The sequence below is a fragment of the Leptospiraceae bacterium genome, from assembly GCA_024233835.1.
Classification (GTDB): Bacteria; Spirochaetota; Leptospiria; order Leptospirales; family Leptospiraceae; genus JACKPC01.
Genome location: JACKPC010000006.1, coordinates 213,267 through 230,727, shown reverse-complemented (window position 1 = coordinate 230,727; position 17,461 = coordinate 213,267). Strand labels below are relative to the sequence as shown.

General features: G+C 37.5%; 15 protein-coding genes. 8 read left to right on the top strand and 7 right to left on the bottom strand.

Annotated features, from left to right (window positions below):
- The first annotated feature begins 3 nt into the window (after positions 1–3).
- Complete coding sequence (locus H7A25_23505) at positions 4–1,131, top strand: hybrid sensor histidine kinase/response regulator (protein MCP5502887.1); 1,128 nt, start codon at positions 4–6, stop codon at positions 1,129–1,131.
- A 35-nt stretch (positions 1,132–1,166) separates the two neighbouring features.
- Positions 1,167–1,361, top strand: a complete 195-nt coding sequence (locus H7A25_23500) for a hypothetical protein (GenBank protein ID MCP5502886.1) — start codon at positions 1,167–1,169, stop codon at positions 1,359–1,361.
- 35 nt (positions 1,362–1,396) lie between these two features.
- Here the strand turns inward: H7A25_23500 and H7A25_23495 are convergent, their stop codons facing one another.
- Entirely contained in the window at positions 1,397–2,137 is a 741-nt protein-coding gene (locus H7A25_23495; protein ID MCP5502885.1) for an SDR family oxidoreductase, read from the bottom strand.
- A 107-nt stretch (positions 2,138–2,244) separates the two neighbouring features.
- On the opposite strand from H7A25_23495, the gene H7A25_23490 reads away from it, so the two are divergent.
- Positions 2,245–2,880, top strand: a complete 636-nt coding sequence (locus tag H7A25_23490) for a hypothetical protein (protein ID MCP5502884.1) — start codon at positions 2,245–2,247, stop codon at positions 2,878–2,880.
- Between the two features lie 101 nt (positions 2,881–2,981).
- Entirely contained in the window at positions 2,982–3,767 is a 786-nt protein-coding gene (locus H7A25_23485) for a hypothetical protein (GenBank protein ID MCP5502883.1), read from the top strand.
- A gap of 8 nt (positions 3,768–3,775) precedes the next feature.
- On the opposite strand, the gene H7A25_23480 is transcribed toward H7A25_23485, so the two are convergent.
- Positions 3,776–4,579 (bottom strand): alpha/beta hydrolase, encoded by an 804-nt coding sequence (locus H7A25_23480; protein MCP5502882.1) that lies wholly within the window; start codon positions 4,577–4,579, stop codon positions 3,776–3,778.
- 500 nt (positions 4,580–5,079) lie between these two features.
- Between H7A25_23480 and H7A25_23475 the strand changes: the two genes are divergently transcribed.
- The 3 genes from H7A25_23475 to H7A25_23465 all read left to right on the top strand — a co-directional run bounded on the left by H7A25_23475 (position 5,080) and on the right by H7A25_23465 (position 9,183).
- Positions 5,080–6,894 (top strand): hypothetical protein, encoded by a 1,815-nt coding sequence (locus H7A25_23475; protein MCP5502881.1) that lies wholly within the window; start codon positions 5,080–5,082, stop codon positions 6,892–6,894.
- 167 nt (positions 6,895–7,061) lie between these two features.
- The gene (locus H7A25_23470) at positions 7,062–7,601 is read left to right on the top strand and encodes a sterol desaturase family protein (protein ID MCP5502880.1); all 540 of its coding nucleotides are present in this window, start codon (positions 7,062–7,064) and stop codon (positions 7,599–7,601) included.
- Positions 7,602–7,827: 226 nt separating this feature from the next.
- The gene (locus H7A25_23465; protein MCP5502879.1) at positions 7,828–9,183 is read left to right on the top strand and encodes a nucleoside:proton symporter; all 1,356 of its coding nucleotides are present in this window, start codon (positions 7,828–7,830) and stop codon (positions 9,181–9,183) included.
- 2 nt (positions 9,184–9,185) lie between these two features.
- Here H7A25_23465 and H7A25_23460 read toward each other — a convergent pair whose 3' ends face one another.
- The gene (locus H7A25_23460) at positions 9,186–10,124 is read right to left on the bottom strand and encodes a DNA-protecting protein DprA (protein ID MCP5502878.1); all 939 of its coding nucleotides are present in this window, start codon (positions 10,122–10,124) and stop codon (positions 9,186–9,188) included.
- A 154-nt stretch (positions 10,125–10,278) separates the two neighbouring features.
- Here H7A25_23460 and H7A25_23455 point away from each other — a divergent pair, with 154 nt between their 5' ends.
- Positions 10,279–11,199, top strand: a complete 921-nt coding sequence (locus H7A25_23455; protein MCP5502877.1) for an SDR family oxidoreductase — start codon at positions 10,279–10,281, stop codon at positions 11,197–11,199.
- Positions 11,200–11,254: 55 nt separating this feature from the next.
- Here the strand turns inward: H7A25_23455 and H7A25_23450 are convergent, their stop codons facing one another.
- The 4 genes from H7A25_23450 to H7A25_23435 all read right to left on the bottom strand — a co-directional run bounded on the left by H7A25_23450 (position 11,255) and on the right by H7A25_23435 (position 17,461).
- A complete protein-coding gene (locus tag H7A25_23450; GenBank protein ID MCP5502876.1) occupies positions 11,255–14,944 on the bottom strand; it encodes a PAS domain S-box protein in 3,690 nt (1,229 codons plus the stop codon).
- Positions 14,945–15,088: 144 nt separating this feature from the next.
- Positions 15,089–15,487: a hypothetical protein gene (locus tag H7A25_23445; GenBank protein MCP5502875.1), complete on the bottom strand. Its 399-nt coding sequence runs from the start codon at positions 15,485–15,487 to the stop codon at positions 15,089–15,091.
- A gap of 4 nt (positions 15,488–15,491) precedes the next feature.
- Positions 15,492–16,097: an aminodeoxychorismate/anthranilate synthase component II gene (locus H7A25_23440; protein MCP5502874.1), complete on the bottom strand. Its 606-nt coding sequence runs from the start codon at positions 16,095–16,097 to the stop codon at positions 15,492–15,494.
- Positions 16,097–17,461: an anthranilate synthase component I family protein gene (locus H7A25_23435; protein ID MCP5502873.1), complete on the bottom strand. Its 1,365-nt coding sequence runs from the start codon at positions 17,459–17,461 to the stop codon at positions 16,097–16,099. The genes H7A25_23440 and H7A25_23435 overlap by 1 nt, the downstream gene beginning before the upstream one ends.

Sequence of the window (17,461 nt, the reverse complement as noted above, 5' to 3'; positions counted from 1 at the left end):
GTGATGGAAAAGGGGAAAAAACAGGAACCAAATAAGAGAATTCTGGTGGTGGATGATCTGCCGGAGATATTCTATTCTATACAGGGAATGTTGCGAGCTGAGCCTTATACCTTAGAATACGCAAGAACCGGAAAAGAGTGTTTGGATGCCTTGAGCAAGTCTCCTTACCCCGACATGTTGTTGCTGGATATATTTATTCCGGATTTAGATGGTTTTAAAATTTGTAAATACATTAAATCCAGGGAAGAAATTGCAGATATACCTATTTTATTTATAACAGCATTTGATGATGAAGAGCATATAACAAAGGGCCTTTCCATGGGAGCTATTGATTATATTCTGAAACCCTTTAATAAGAGTGAGTTCATTGCTCGAATACGAAATCATATGCATACATATCAGGTAACCAAGAATTTGAAGGAGCTAAATACCAGCAAAGATAAGTTTTTTTCTATTATAGCTCATGATTTACGCTCTCCTTTAAGCGGGCTATTAGGTGTTTCCCAAATACTAATTGACGATATTAACCACATGACAAGAGACGAAATCCTAGAAATCAGTAATCAGATTACAGGTTCTGCCAGGGTTTTATTCAGTCTTCTGGAAAATCTTTTGGAGTGGTCCAGGATTCAGAGTGGCGTGATCCGACATCAACCGGAGAGTGTCAGTTTGCTGGAAACATTTGATTATATCGAAGGTCTGTTCAAAGGTCTTTGTATTCAAAAGAAAATCACATTGCTGATGAATGAGGAAACGCAGCCTGATATCTTAGTACTTTCTGATGAGAATATGCTTTTTACGATACTTCGAAACCTTGTTTCAAATGCTATAAAGTTTACTCCTTCCGGGGGAACCGTTTCTTTATCCTTTAGAAAAGAAAAAACTATGATTATTGTTTCCGTATCTGATAACGGCACCGGTATCTCAATGGAAGTGCAGGATAGACTTTTTAGATTAGAGGAACCTTATTCTACACCGGGAACCGATAAGGAAAAGGGTACCGGGCTCGGTCTTATACTGGTGCGCGATCTCGTCATTCGAAACAAAGGTACATTCTGGTTTGAAACCGGAAAGGGTCTCGGAACTACTATGTATTTTACGATTCCGCTACCGGCCGTAATATCAGAATAATCGTATATTCGTTTTTATTAAACCATGGAGATAGGATGACGCAGTCGAGCTATAAACTTTTTTATATTTCAATTTTTATTATCATTATTTTAGAAATGCTATCTCCTGTTCCTTTTCTTTTGAGTATAGGTTCTCTTTTAATACTATTTTTAAAACCTAAATGGTTTTTAGATTTTGTAATTACGCATTATAATCTGGAAATAAGTTCTGATGAAACAACAAAGAATTGACAGTGGTTGGAAGCCACTGTCTTCCCATGTTTCTTTTAATGTCTCGTTACTCCTCCATCGACAACAAGGGTGGAACCTGTAATATAAGAAGAAGCTTCACTGGCAAGAAAAATTACGGGTCCCAATAGTTCCTGTGGTCTTGCCATGCGCTTCATCGGGATAGCCTGAAGAAGTTTATTTGAGTATTCTTCGTTTTTCCTTATTTTTTCTGTCATATCCGTTTCTGTAAAACCGGGGCAGACCACGTTAACTCGAAAACCACTCGAAGCCCATTCTAAGGCGAGAGATTTGGACATCTGGATGATTGCTCCCTTGGTGCCGGAGTATACTGACATTAAAAATCCACCCTGTAAACCTACAACGGAAGCAATATTAATAATATTCCCCCCCTGTTTTCTTTGAAGTTTATGATAAGCCTGACAGGCCCTGAAAACACCTTTAAAGTTTGTGTTGACGAGATTTTCCATGTCTTCTTCTTTGATGGCTGAGGCGGGTATGTCTACCGTAGCAGCAGCATTGTTTACCAGACAATCAAGGCGTCCGTGTTTATTTTTAACCTCATTAATTAAATCTTTCATGGCAGAAGGATCCCGCATATCGGCTGCAACTCCGGTAATGCTTGTTCCCTCGGCCCATGCCATAGACTCAGGTCTTGAACCGGTTCCATAAACGATGGCTCCTGCATTTGCAAAACCTTCTGCGAGTGCCCGACCTATTCCCCTCGAAGCTCCTGTAATGATGACTGCTTTATCTTTAACGCTGAATAAATCCATAATAGGAAATTGCTTATGTAAAGCCTTTTTGTCTATAGAAAAAGAAGGGTCTAATGTAAAAAGCTTGAAAATGAACTTCGAGCCTGTAGCTTGAAATCGGAAGAATACTTATGAAATCGATGATTATTTTACTCAGCTTTCTTTTTATGTATGCTCCGCTTAAAGCGGAAAATGAAAAAGGCATACCTTCGAAAAATGTGGATTCGAAAGGGCAGGTGGAGGAAAAAAAGGAAGAACCACTTGAGAAGAAAGAAAAACCGGAAAGGGATAGTCGGGGGGAAGAGAAAAAAGGAAAGCAGAGGACAGCAAGGTTTTTGCTCTGTAATGGACTTAGCGTTCATGGTAAATTAGCTGAACCCATAAAAGCTATAACCTTTCATCATAAAAAGAATTCTATTGATTACTTAAAAAGTTTACAGTTCGAAGAAGTTCAAAAAATTGAAATTCTCAAATGGGAAAAAGTTTTTCAAAAAAACATTTCATCAGGCCAACTGTATCAAATGAATCCCTATGATTTTCAAATTACTACTCTTGAGGGAGATATTTTTATTGTGAATGGCCTGCAAAATTTACCCTTTTTGCGTTTTCAGGTCAAAAACAGGAATGGAACTACGAGTGTTTTTTCATACTGGACGGATTTGCTTCAAATAAATGGAAGTTGGTATTCCGGTCTTGGAGAATTTCAGGGAAATTACCGTACGGATTGTCATCCCGGAGTTTTAAAAAGTGTTGAGTTTTATAAGTGAAATAAATTTACTAAAAATTATATTTCTACCGGTTAATTACTTGACTCAGTTATTTAGGGGTTTATCTTAATCGGAAAAGTAACGAACGGAAGTGATTATACTTGAAAAAGACCGATCAGGAACTTGATGACATTCTAAAAAATGCAGTAGATAATTGTAAAACTATCTCTTTTAAAACGTATTTTCTTTCAGATTACGGAGAACATGTAATAAAAAAAATGACACAGGCCGTTCTGGAGAAATTTGATAGAATGGATCTCATGGAAATTGGCTATACTTCAGCCAAAGAATTGGTGATTAATGCTACGAAAGCCAACCTGAAACGAGTTTTATACCTCAACCTTGGCCTTGATATTAATGATCCGATTGATTATGAAAAAGGGCTAAAACAGTTTAAGGATAATCTTTCAGAAGATAAGATTGTACAATTTAAAGATGACTTTAAAAAGCATAATTTACCCGTTACGGCTACCTACTACTATTCAGCAGATGTATTAAACATCAAAGTAAAGAATAACTTTCCTCTCTTAAATATAGAAGAAGAAAGGATTCGGGACAAGTTTCGTAAGGCTACCAGTTTTTCTAATCTCATTGATTTTTTTATGGAGTACGGAGACAATACGGAAGGTGCCGGGATGGGCCTGACTATGGTAGGAATACTTCTGGATCAATCGGGGATTGACAGGCATTCATTCAGTCTTTATTCCAGTGATAAATATAAAGAAACCATTGCCAAGCTGGAAATTCCTTTGAGTGAAAAGTATATATCTAAACGAAGAATGTTCGATAGGGAGCTAAAGAGTAAAGAAGTCGTGCCGGAAAGCTTAAGGCAAACTTTTTCCTACAATTTCAAAACCTACAAAGATTATAATATTCTTGAAAGCTAAACAATTTATTATTTTTTAAATAGCTTATCTATTCCTTCTCTGAATTCAGAAAAAAGGGAAAGGTTATTATGTCCGCCCCCTTCGATTGTAGTAAAAGTATCTTCCGGTTTTAATACAGATTTTAAACGTAAAGAAAGGTCATAGGGAATAACTTCATCTGAAGTTCCATGAAAAATATGAACAGGAGATTTTGCTTTCTTTAACCATTGATGGATAGGAAATTTGTATTTCAAAAGGAATGTGGGTGCTAAGGGGACGAATCGTTTAGCTATGGAAGCATAGTCGTAGAGAGGAGTTTCAAGGATACCAAAGCTGACTTCTTTTTGAGAGAGTAAAAAAGAAGCGGGAACTGTACCTAAAGATCGTCCGTAAATGATAATATGTTCAGGTTTATATGTATTTATAAGATAATTATAAAATACTGAAGCATCTTGAACTAACACTTCTTCAGAATTTATATTTCCTTCACTTTTTCCGTAACCTCTGTAGTCTATGATTAAAAAGGAATAGGGGTAAGGGGCAAATAGCTCGGAAATTTCTCCCCAGGATCTCAGACTTCCTGCATTTCCATGAAAGTATAGTATTACCTTATCTGTATCTTTCTTGGGAAATAGAAGACCGTGAAGCCTTGTGCCATCTTCGGCTTTTAGAAAAACTTCCTCATGAGGTCTTGAAAAATGAAAAGAATAGTCAGGTTCTAGCTTTTCAGGATAGAATAGCATTTTGTCCTGAAGATTCCTGATGTATTGAAACATACCCATAACTAGAACAATGAAAAATAGAATACTTGAAATGTAAATTTTCTTTTTCAATTTGTAACCTGTAATCTTTTATCTGTCTAAGAATGGAAATCTCTTTTTTTATTGCAAATCTTTCTTGGAATTTTTTAAATAAACTTTTAGAAAATGAAACTAAACCCAAACTAAAAAAGCTATATTGCCATTTAAGTTTAAGACTTTTAAATTTAGACTGTTAAACCTGCCTTTTCTTTTGCTTCCATCTTTATGTGAATAAATAATATGAATAATCCCTTTAAAAGCTTTTACAGTTTTTTGAAAACGGCCAAACCTTGTTTCACTCTTTCCCTGAGCTTAGTTCATTAGGTGAATAAAAATCTCTTTCTATTCCAAATTATACTTTTAGCTTTACAGAAAACCAAGTTTATGTAGAGTCCTCCATTCTTTTTATTGAAAAATTATAAGCTAAAATTGTAATGGTATAAAAATTGCACTACTATTGACATTGTCGGTTTAGAGCTTATATATTAATCGTATTGGGTATTTGTAGAGCGTCCGAACGAATGAGAGGGTTTATGTTTTATCTTTTTAAAAAAAATAGTATTCTTTATATTACTTTATCTTTTACATTTATCTGGTTGTTTTTATCTTTATTCGGACTGGATATAGGGACACCTAACCGAACAATTAATAGCCAGGACCTCTCCGGCTTAAATTCAAAAGAAATCATTCCTGTGCTTCTTTTAGCTCTAAAGGGAAGCTTTATTCACACTATACTCGAAATTAGTGGTGCGGTAATAGCCCTGAGTGTTATGGTTCAGTCTTTTGTGCATTACTACATAAAAAGGGATTCTATCGCTCCTGCTATTGGAATTGCCTGGGCCTGGTCTGGATTAATTGATGTTTTTCATACACTTGTATCTAATAAGTCCATAACCTGTAGTGATCCTTTAAATGCTTTACCTTTGACCTGGTCAATTTCCAGAGCATTTAATGCTATATCATTGTTGTTAGTCATCGCATTATACTATAAAAATAAAGAAAAAAGTGGAAATCGATTACTTATTCTAAATATTCTTATGGCGGTGATTGCCTTTTTTCTAATGGCTTACAATATGTTTTCTTCCAGTCTTCCCCGCTCTGTTTTCAAACCGGAAGAATTTATTTTTCCCAGACCTTATGACCTTATTTTATCTTTACCTTATATTGTAATTTTAGTACTACTTTATAATATATATAAACAGCGAAAAGATATTTTATCTTTTTCTATATTCGTGAGTATGATTCCGGCATTCATGTCGCAGATATACATGGGTTTTGGAGGAAGCACTTTATTTAATAATTATTTTAATATTGCTCATATTTTAAAAACCTTTCAGTTTGTAGTTCCGGTCTGGGGTTTTTCATTGGAGTATATTGATTCTTATGCCGAGTCAAAAGAGACAGGAAAGTTGAAAACTGAAATAGAAGAAAAGAAACTTTTAACTGATAAAATTACAGGTATAATTCAAAAAATGTTTACGATTAAAGAAGTACTTCTGGAATCTACGGTTAAATTTAATGAAATATCAAAAGATTATAAAATACTTTTAGGTAATTCCTTGTCCAGTATTGAAGAAGTTGCAAGAGCATCTCTTGTTATCAGTAACCTAACAGAAAAACAGGGAAAAGTAAATGAAGAAACTTTAAAAATTGTAGAGTCCTTAAGTGATAAATTTCAGGAGATTAAGCATAATTTCATTTATATAGATGACAAGGGAAAGCAAATTAAGCAGATTATAACTGGCGGGCAGGAAATTGTAAGTCATACAAATCAGGTAATGGATCAGCTAAAAGAATCTTCAAAAGAAGTTTCTAAAGTGATTTCTATCATGAAAAATATTGCTTCCAGAACCAATCTCTTAGCCCTGAATGCTTCTATTGAAGCAGCGAGGGCAGGGGAAAGCGGAAAGGGTTTTACTATCGTGGCTGATGAGGTAGGTAAACTGGCCCAGAGTTCAAGTAGTTATACAAAGGTAATAACAGATAGTATCCAAAATTCTCTAGTACTGGTCGATAGGGGACAATCTTCAACATCCAGGATAAGTTTAAAATTCGAAGATCTTGTAAATAAACATTCAGAAATACAAAGTATTGTCGTCCGTAGTATTCCTTCTTTAGATGAATACGAGAAGATTAAAACCCGTACTTTAGATCTAACTTATGAATTAGATGAAAATTTAAAGCAAATTCACACTGCGGCTATGAACCAGGAAGAGAACGTGAGAACCAGTCAGAAAGCAATTAGGATGGTTTCTGAAAAATCGGAATATTATCTGGACTTTATAGATAAGCTTGATTCCTTATCGAAGTTGATGAACGAAGTCAATGAATTAATGCAGCAGTTTTAAATTAAACAATAGATTTTGTTTTTCGGCAATCCTCTTGTTCAAAAAAACCGTTTTCACCTGCTATTTTATAAAATAGGAGTTTTTAGTAGCCTTAAGGTTTATAAAACGGGAAGACTTTTTTCTTTAAATACCGTAGAATAAAGAAAAACATGAAAGAGAGGATTTCTATGCTGGGATTTTTAAGTGGTATTGTGTATGCGAATGCAGGAGAGTGGATGATTCATAAGTACTGGTTACATGAAGAAGCCAAGAAAAACAAGGAAAGCTTCTGGCGTTTTCACTGGAATGTACATCACAAAAATTGCAGACAAAATGCTTTTATTGATGCAGATTATCAGAACACTTTGTTTTCGGAGTGGGACGCACAGAGTAAAGAAGCTGTAGCTTTAATCGGGGCCTCTTTAGTTCATCTTCCCCTGTTTCCTTTTGCACCTGGTTTTGTCGCCGGTGTTTGGTTTCATGCAGGCTATTATTACTATGTTCATAAGCGTTCTCATCTCGAACCGGAATGGGCGAAGAAAAGTCTTCCCTGGCATTATGACCATCACATGGGGCCAAACCAGGATTCCAACTGGTGTGTTACTTTTCCCCTGTTTGACTATATCATGGGAACAAGGGAAAAATATCTCGGAACCGAGAGGGAAAAAGAAGATAGCCTGAGACGCGAAAAAAGACTAAAAGAAGTAAAGCTCGCAGAAGCGAGCTAAAAATTCATTTACAGGGAGTATCTCTCCCTGTTTTTCTCTTTAGCCGGGATTCGTTTCAGAATCTTTTATCTTCCTCAAAAAAATATCCGCTCATTTTTTTCGGAAAACTCTTACTGACTACCGGTTTAAACCGGGCAGTCAAGGAAATGTCTTCGTGATTTTTTGAGTGGATAAAAAAAAGAATTGATTTTTTTCTTCCTTCTGATATAAATTATTTCCAATTTTTATGAATCCTATCCTGAATACCATATCTTTCTTCGGAATATTTGCTCTGTGCTTCATTGCCTGGCTCGGCTCTGAGGATAAAAAACGCATTCCCTGGAAACTTATGTTTTGGGGGATTGGTATACAGTTACTTCTGGGATTTTTTATTTTTATATTTCCGATTACAAGAGAAGCGATTGTTGTTGCAAATGACGTTTTAAACCTGCTTTTAGATGCTTCGGAATCTGGAGCGAGGTTTCTTTTCGGAGATGCCATGGTTCCGGTAAAGGAAAAAGCCAGAGCCGATGTTCCCAATATGGGCTTTGTTTTTGCCATGCGCTCCTTACCCCAGGTGGTTTTCTTTTCTGCCCTCGTTACCCTTGCTTATCGTTTAAACATTATTCAACCGGTAGTTCGTTTATTTGCGCGTTTTTTTTCCAGAACCTTAAAGATTAGTGGAGCCGAATCTCTATCGGGTGCTGCGAATATCTTTGTGGGAATTGAATCTGTAGTATCGATTCGACCTTATCTTGAAAAAATGACCCGTAGCGAAATCTGTGCTATTTTAGCGAGTTGTTTTGGTTCTATTTCCTCTACCGTTCTGGGCTTTTATGCTTCCATTTTGAAACCATCTTTTCCGAATATCACCGGGCACCTTGTCGCTTCTTCTATATTAACCATACCGGCCTGTTTTGTTATCGCAAAGATTCTTGTTCCGGAAACGGGTGTGCCGGAGACCATGGGAAAAATTCCGGAAGAAGAAAAAAGTGAAGAAGAAAAGAAAATGAGTCCTATGGATGCCCTGATAAAAGGAGCCATCGATGGGGTTCAAATTGCTATGGGAATTGCGGCTGTTTTAGTAGCCATTCTGGGAATTGTAGCTTTTATAAACTTGATATTTGCGAAGCTGGCTCTATTTGAGAAAAGTCCGAATGTTCTGGTTCATGGAATCGGTGTGATTTTTTCCTATTTGACTCTGGATAATATTTTTGCCTTTTTATTTTTCCCTCTTACTTTTCTTACCGGTGTTTCTCTTGATTTTCAGGAGCTCTGGCAGGCATCGAGTATTATCGGAAGCCGACTTTTACAAACTTCGATTCCCGGTTTTAATGCCCTTCATGCCCTGTCTTCTGCCGGTAAAATTACCGACCGTTCTCTTCTCATTGTCAGCTATGTCCTGAGTGGATTTGCTCACCTGGCTTCAGTTGGGATTTTTGTGGGTGGAATGACCAATCTGGTTCCTTCCCGTTCCAGGGACATTAGTAGTCTCGCTTTCAAGGCCCTCTGGGCGGCGACCCTGGCTACCGTGATGACCGGTTGTATCGCCGGGCTTTTTGATACGGGTCATCCGAGTATTCTGGGGAAAATCGCCCGCTAAAACTAAAAAGCACGTTTCAGGTTTTCCTCCATTCGCTTTTCTTCTATGTCGGTTTTGACTCGGTGGATGAATTCCTGTAAAGCTGTGCTGGAATTGATAGCAAAGGCTTTTTTTTCTCGAATCAGTTGTAAATTACCTTCTAACTGGATATGTCTCCAGTATTTTTCCGGATGTGAAATCAAACAGGCGAGTCTTTTTCCAAAAACCTCGGCGAATTTTGCTGTATGCATGGTTCCACTTTGAAGATCGGTTTCTAATATTAAAACTCCATCGGCCAGGGCACTCTGTAGTCGGTCCCTTTCTATGAACTGGTATTTATCGGCCCTGGCATCGGGAAGATACTCTGAAAGAAGAAGTCCTCTTTCGGAAAGAATTCGTTCAGCCAGGCGTCGGTTCACCCTCGGATAGACGTTTCTGAGTCCTGAAGGAAGAATGGCTACCGTCTTTGCACGATTACGTAAGGCAAAGGCATGAGCAAGAGTATCACAGCCTATCGCCAGTCCGCTTACAATGCTAAAACCTTCTTTTTTTAGCTTACGGATAATTTTTTCTCCTACTTCATCCAGATAAGGAGTAGGGATTCGTGTGCCTATTACCGCCATAGAGCTATGGTGATAGAGGAGATCGATATTTCCTTCTATAAAAAAAAGGGCAGGTGGATCGGGAATTTCTCGAAAAGAGTCAGGAAAAGCCTCGTCAGTAAAAGGAATACATTGAATTCCGCTGGCTTCAGTCTGGGTAATTATATCAAAAGCTTCTTCATACTTGCTTTGCACAAAATCTTTTTCGGGAGGCTTAATGGCAGGAAGTTTGACTGCATGTAGCGCCTCGAATATTTCATTAACATTGTTGATAACAGGAAATTGCTTCCAGATTTTATAAACCGAACCCCGGCTTATCCCCGGCATGAGCATGAAAGTTAGAATGCTGAGTTTGTCCATGGTAATCTCCTGTTTCAAGTCTAAACCATAGATAAAAATCTGTCAAGAAATACTTAATAAATATATAGTTATTATTTAATAAAAATTATAATACATAAAATTTACTTTGACGTTTTTCTTCATCTAAAAAATTTATAGATAGAAAGGAGATTCTATGTCTTTATTATCAATGATTATGCCCAAAGGTAAAAATGGTTTTGGATATGGGAGTACCGCTGAAGAAGTGACTCAAGGTGTATCCCTTACCGGGAAAACGGTTCTTGTTACCGGTTGTAATTCAGGTCTGGGAAAAGAATCGATGAGGGCTTTGGCTTTACGGGGTGCAAGAATTGTCGGAACAGCCAGAACTGAAGAAAAAGCAGAAAAAGCCTGTAAAGAAGTTGGAGGAGAGAATGCACTCGGTTTGGCCTGTGATTTATCTGAGCCTTCGAGTGTTCGTGCCTGCATACAATCCATAAAAGAACTTGGGATTAAACTGGATGTAATAATCTGCAATGCAGGTATTATGGCTCTTCCTAAATTAGAAAAATCTTATGGATATGAGTTGCAGTTCTTTACCAATCATATTGGACATTATATTCTGGTGAATGGATTATTAGATGAGTTGACTGAAGAAGGAAGGGTAGTTATGCTGAGCAGTTCTGCTCACAATATGGCTCCGAAAGAAGGAATTCAATTCGATAATCTTGATGGTGAAAAAAGTTATAGAGATTGGACTGCATACGGACAATCCAAGTTTGCCAATCTTCTATTTGCAAAGGATCTGGCAGAGAGATTCAAAGGAACAAAAAAAGCTGCATTTTCCGTGCATCCCGGGGTTATTCGAACTAACTTAAGTCGACACCTGCATCCGCTTGCCAATTTCTTATTTGGCCTTATAGGTCCTTTGTTTTTAAAGACCGTGGAAGAAGGAGCCGCTACCCAGTGTTACGCTGCTACAGCAAAGGATCTTACTATTCATTCCGGATCTTATTTACAGGATTGTAATATTTCAAAACCGAGACCTGATGCGGAAAATCCGGAACTTGCAAGAAAACTAAGGGAAGAATCGGAACGAATTATTACTGGTTTATGAATATTTAGAATAGAAACCGGTTTTTCTTTTTTTAATATAATTTTTCGTATTTCATTCAGGTGCATTGCGAGATTAAGTATTTTTCCAACATTTCTTTTAGTTGTTCTCTCTGGATCGGTTTGGTTAAAAAAGCATCCATACCACTTTCCAGACTTTTTTGTCTTTCTTCAAGTAAGGCCCCGGCAGTCAGGGCTACAATAGGAATATGGGGGAGGTTTTTATCAAATTCATTTTGCCTTATTCGTCTGGTAGCTTCGTTCCCATCCATTTCCGGCATTTGCACATCCATAATAATTAGATCCGGTTTTTTTCTTCTCATGATTTCTAAAACTTCCTGTCCATTTTTTGCTTCTAAAATTTCGATAGGATTAAGGGCTTTGCTTATCATAGCTTTGACTAATAGAAGGTTAATTGGATTATCCTCTGCTATTAAGACTACAAATGTTTTCTGATTCCGGGATTTTGATTTTACAGTTTTCTCTGGAGGCGGCTCATTCTTATCCAATACCGGATGGGGGTTTTCTGTAAGAGTTTTTGTTGTCAGGCTAAAGTTGGACTGCTTTGTATTCTTTCCTTTTATACATTTAGCTTTCAAGCTAAAAAAGAAATTGGAACCTTCTCCGATAACACTATCTAACTTTAACTCTCCTCCCATTTTTTGTACTAATTGTGCTGAAATAAGAAGTCCGAGTCCTGTTCCTCCGAATTTACGGGTGGTGGAGCTATCGGCCTGTGTGAAAGCCTGAAATAATTTCACCTGCTGTTCTTTAGAAATCCCGATTCCTGTATCCTGCACGGAAAAATGAAATTCTCCTTTCGGGTCATGGCTTGGTGTATAAGAAATTTTTAAAGTAACATTTCCTCTCTCTGTAAATTTAATTGCATTACTCAAAAGGTTGGTGAGTATCTGAAGAAGACGTGTCGGATCGGTAACTAAAAATCTCGGAGTTTGAGGGTCTATATTGAGAATCAGGTTTAAATCTTTTTTATCTGCTGAATACTTGATAATGTCAATGCTTTGCCAGGCTAGTTCAAAAAGATCGGTATTAATGAGTTCTAGGTCTAATTTTCCAGCTTCTATTTTAGAAAAATCGAGTATATCATTAATAATTCGAAGCAGAGTTTCTCCGCTCGAATGTATGGTTTCTAAGTGTTGTCTCTGAACAGCATTTAGTTTCGTCTCCAGTAATAACTCAGTGAACCCTAAAACAGCATTCATAGGTGTTCGTATTTCATGACTCATGTTAGCCAAAAACTCTGATTTTACTCGGCTGGCTGCCTCTGCATCTCTCTTGGCTTTCTTTAGCTCTTCTTCTGCTTTTGTTCTTTCGGTAATGTCATGGATAATGGAAAATAAGAGAAACTTCCCTTTGACGACTACCGGTGAAGAGTGGACTTCTACAGTACGTACTTCTCCACTTGAAAGTCGATGCGGAAAAATAAAGAAGTTAAAGTTTTGCTTATTTGCATGTTTTAATTTAATATTTATTTCTTCAGGAGAAATAGTATTGATTTCACTAATATGCATTTTTTTTAAGGTTTGAATGGAATACCCATAAAACCTTTCCGCTGATTCATTAGCATCGATGATCTGTCCTGTTTCCGGTTCAATTAATAACATTACGGCATTGTGTTTCTCGAATAGGTGACGAAATCGTTCTTCACTTTCTCGAAGGGCGGCATTAGCCAGTTTATTTTCAGTAATATCCTGGTGTGTGCCGGACATATACAGGGGTTTTCCGTCCGCTGTCCAACTCGAAACAGAACCTCTATCTAAGATCCAGATCCAGTGACCGTCTCTATGTCTCATGCGGCACTCGCATTCGTAATGCTCTAATTCACCGTTGAAAACTCTTTGCAATATTTTATTGCTTTCTTTTAAATCTTCCGGATGAGAGTGTCTGGTCCAGGTTTCAATGGATACAGGTTCCAGTTCATCCAGTGTATAACCGATTAATTCTGCCCAGCGCTCATTAAAGACAGTTTCTCCGGTTTGCACATTCCATTCCCAGGTACCCACATTGGTCCCCTTGATAATAGAATCTAACCTTTCTCTCTCTCGGAGAAGGGCTTTTTCGGCCTCCTTGGTTTCGGTTATATCCTGGACTGTACCCACAGAGCGTAAGGGTTTTCCATCTCTTGAAAATTCGGTTCTACATTGTTCGTGAATATATTTAATTCTACCATCGTGTAAAAGTAAGCGATGAATTATAGCATAAGGTTTTTGAGTTTTTAAGGAATCTGTATATGCCTTATTCACCAGTTCTTTATCTTCCGGATGAATGGCATTTAAGAATGCTTCATAACTGGGTTCGAAAGTCCTGACATCTAATCCAAATATGCTATAAATCTCATCTGACCAGCTAAGCTTATTCTCCACCAGATCCAGTTCCCAGCTTCCAATTTTGGCCAGGTGCTGGGCTTCCTTTAATCTAAGGAAAGTTTCATTTAATGCTTTTTCGGTTCTTTTGCGCTCTGTGATGTCTACACTATTTTCGACAATTTGCTTTAATTCTCCATCATCTGAAAAAAGGGGATACGCGTGAATTTCGATTTTTCTCTCCCTACCTGACTTATCATAATGTGTATGGGTAACCGTAATAGGCTTTTTTTCTTCTCTGAGCCTGACAAGAGGACAGGGATCATCCGGCCCTGAACAGGGATGATTTAGATGATGAGAAACTTTATAACATTTTTCTCCGACAACACCATCCCCTCCATAAGCTATATTAGCTTTTATAATAGAAAAGTTCTCAGCATTGATAATTGCAAAGGGTTGGTCTAATACTGTAATAGAAGCGGAGAGTAAATCTTCACTTTCTTTAAGTTGTTGAATCGAATTTAAACGCTCTAATGTATTTCCAATACTATTCGTGATAATTTCAAGCATGGAGAGGATTTCAGATGACCAATCATAGGACTTCTTTGAAGTTTCAAAACCCAAAAAGCCGCTTAACTTTTTATTCACGCCTATTGTGGGTAATAATACGAGAGAGTTGATGTTGTGCTGTATTAATTTCTCTTTTTCGAAGACAGCTTCTTTGGGAAGTTTGGATACATCATTAATGATAACCATTTTTTTCTTCAGGATTGTTTTTTTAAACCAGGGCATTTTACTTAATTCTAAATCTTGAAGCTTTTCTTTAATTGATATGGCTTGAGGAGCACACCATTCATGGGTATTGCTAAAACTATCCAAATTTTCGGAGAATTGAAAAAAGTAACTACGATTCGCACTCAAAATATTACCTAATTTATTCAGGATAGAATCTATAGTAATATCAAATTCCTTTGTATTATTTACAGCGGCCAGTTCGGAAGAAGCCCCGGCTATGTGCTTTTGAAGAGTCAGTTGAAATAGTAATTTCTCTTCTACGATTTTTCTTTCAGTAATATCGATAAGAAGGGTGGTACAGTATCCTTTTTCATTAGAATAGAGCTGAACTTCCAACCATTTATCCAGCCCGGGTATATACTGCTCTATAGTTTCTACACCACCCTGTAAGGCTACTTTTGCCAGGATGCCAATCCAATTCTTTAATTCTTCCTGATAAGGAGGAAAAAGGGAACTGGCTGTTTTACCGAGTATAAGACTGAGTTTTAAACCGCTTAACTTCTCGAAATAAAGATTTGCATCTAAAAATCTAAAATCTACCGGTTTTCCCGTTGTATCTGTTAGGATTTCGTGGTAAGCAAAGCCTATAGTTGAAGTTTTCAAAAACTTATCAGAGTTCACATTATTCATCTCAGAACTGCATTCTATCAAACTTAAGGATTACGCTCTGGATAAAAATTGTCAAGTTTAATAAAAAGCCCGCCTACTGCGAAAACGCATAAAGCTTCACCTTCCTTGTGTTTTCGCTAAAAAATCCGAAAGTTTTTTTTAGGTCTACTTTCGAATATATTGAATAATCAAAGAACGGTTCTTAAATTCCTGTATTTCTCCTAACTCTACAAAATAGGGTTTCTCTTTGTCCTGAGGCTTATAATAAAGCTTAACCGGAATCTCTTTTCCTTTTTCGGGATCTTCCACCTGTAAGGTTTTATCTTTGAATGAATACAGGGGGATGAAGAGTTTAAACGTATATAAATAAAGTCTTACCTTTCCCTTTCTTACATACAGGATCCCTTTTTTTAAAAGGTCTTTTTCGCTTATCTTTGTGTAGGCTACGGGATATGCCTCTTCCCAGGCTTTTTTTAGTTCCGGTTCTATATCCCTATAAGAGAGTAGGGGTGTAGCACTAAGTTCAAAAAAAGAAAAGATAATTAGGATGAATAAATATTTCATAATTCTAATTTAGAAAAAGGAAGTTTTCCAACATTTTCATTCCGCCCTCGGTAGCAAAAGACTCCGGATGAAACTGTATACCCTCAATCGGATATTCTTTGTGTCTCACTCCCATAATCTCCGGTGTTTCTTTACCCGTCACCTTTGCTGTAACGACGAGGCAGGAAGGAATGCTGGAAACTTCAGCAATGAGAGAATGGTAGCGCATAATTTCCAGGCCCTGGGGTAGTTCAGTAAAAACGCCGGAAGAATCGTGTTCTATGATACTTGTTTTCCCGTGTCTCGGAAGTTCAGCACGAACAATTCGTCCACCGAAATAATGCACAATTCCCTGCATTCCGAGACAAACCCCCAGAACCGGAACCGTTTTACCCAATTCTAAAATTACCTCGGAACAAACTCCGAAGTAAGCTTTGTCGGAAGGGTCACCCGGGCCGGGGGATATAATAATTCGTTCATATTTTCTTTCTTTAATTTCTGCAAGACTTATCTCATCATTACGTTTTACATCTAAAATGAAACTTTCGGTATGATTCTCTAAAAGTTCACCTATATACTGATATAAATTATAGGTAAAAGAATCGTAGTTATCAATAATTAAGACTTTCATTATATACCTTCTTTTTGCAGGCTTTGCAGGACATTTTTTACAGCAGCCGATTTTCGCATCACTTCGTCGTATTCATTTTCCGGCTTTGAATCATAAACAATTCCTCCGGAGGCCTGGGTATAGCCATATTCTCCTTTAACAAAAAAGGTGCGAATCGGAATGGCAAAGGTACAATTTCCATTGAAACCAAAATGACCGATAGCTCCCCCGTAGGGCCCTCTTGGATTCTTTTCAATGCGGTGTATGATTTTCATAGACTCAATTTTGGGAGCACCGGATAGAGTTCCGGCAGGGAAATTATAGGCAAGACTTGTAAACATATCTTCTCCCTTTTTTATGAGACCGATGACTTCACTGGAAATGTGTTGGATATGGCTGAATTTCTTAATATCCATGAGCCTTCTTACCTTGACACTACCAAAGCGGGCGACTCTACCTATATCATTTCTGTGCAGGTCTACCAGCATATTATGTTCTGCGATTTCTTTCGGGTCGTTGAGTAGGGTTTTGGCCAATTGTAAGTCTTCTTCTTTCGTTTTACCCCGTCGAATAGAGCCTGCTAAAGGATAGGTTTCCATCTCTCCATTGTGCAGTCGGAAGAGAAGCTCAGGACTGGCTCCTACAATACCGGTATCTTGAAACTTAAAACAGAACATATGCGGAGAAGGGTTTACTTCTCTCAGTTTATTATAAACCGAGAAGAGAGAACCACTGTAAGAATACTCCGTTTTAAAACCTATCTGGCACTGAAAAGTATTTCCGGACTTGATTTCTTCAATGGTTTCCATAACCGATTCTCTATGTTTTTCTTCCGTCATGGTATAGCCTTTCAACTCGATTTCTAAGGTTTTATTTTCTTGAAGCTTTTCTTCCTGTAAGGCAAGAAGAATGTCTGAGCGATCATGGCCGTAATGAAAATAAAAGTTGTCTCCTGTCATTTTATCATAGATAAGCCCGTCCAGATAAAGACCGAAAACAAAGTCATCAAATAGTGCGTGAGAAGGTAGCTTCAGGGAAGGTTCAAAATAGTTCATTGCCTCATACGATAGATAACCCACAAGCCCGCCTGCATAATTCCGGGAAAGGATATTGGAAGGAATAATGTCTCTCAGTGTAAAGTAAGGGTTTTCACAGTTATGAGCTTCGTCGTTGATGTAAAGCGTATTTGCCCTGGCACGGAAAATTTTATCGGGAGAAAAACCTAATATAGAATAGCGAGAATTATAACTCTCTTCTCCTAAGGATTCAAAAATGAAACAGTTATCGTATTTCTGCTCTAGCTTTCGGAAGAGGGAACAGAACTCTTCAGATATAGGAATTTTCTTATATACGGGTTTCCTGGGTAGTTGTATCTTTTCTATCAC

Coding starts and splice junctions, on each gene's coding strand:
- H7A25_23505 (MCP5502887.1), top strand. CDS start 4: ATGGAAAAGGGGAAAAAACAGGAACCAAATAAGAGAATTCTGGTGGTG.
- H7A25_23500 (MCP5502886.1), top strand. CDS start 1,167: ATGACGCAGTCGAGCTATAAACTTTTTTATATTTCAATTTTTATTATC.
- H7A25_23490 (MCP5502884.1), top strand. CDS start 2,245: ATGAAATCGATGATTATTTTACTCAGCTTTCTTTTTATGTATGCTCCG.
- H7A25_23475 (MCP5502881.1), top strand. CDS start 5,080: ATGTTTTATCTTTTTAAAAAAAATAGTATTCTTTATATTACTTTATCT.
- H7A25_23470 (MCP5502880.1), top strand. CDS start 7,062: ATGCTGGGATTTTTAAGTGGTATTGTGTATGCGAATGCAGGAGAGTGG.
- H7A25_23465 (MCP5502879.1), top strand. CDS start 7,828: ATGAATCCTATCCTGAATACCATATCTTTCTTCGGAATATTTGCTCTG.
- H7A25_23460 (MCP5502878.1), bottom strand. CDS start 10,124: ATGGACAAACTCAGCATTCTAACTTTCATGCTCATGCCGGGGATAAGC.
- H7A25_23455 (MCP5502877.1), top strand. CDS start 10,279: ATGTCTTTATTATCAATGATTATGCCCAAAGGTAAAAATGGTTTTGGA.
- H7A25_23450 (MCP5502876.1), bottom strand. CDS start 14,944: ATGAATAATGTGAACTCTGATAAGTTTTTGAAAACTTCAACTATAGGC.
- H7A25_23445 (MCP5502875.1), bottom strand. CDS start 15,487: ATGAAATATTTATTCATCCTAATTATCTTTTCTTTTTTTGAACTTAGT.
- H7A25_23440 (MCP5502874.1), bottom strand. CDS start 16,097: ATGAAAGTCTTAATTATTGATAACTACGATTCTTTTACCTATAATTTA.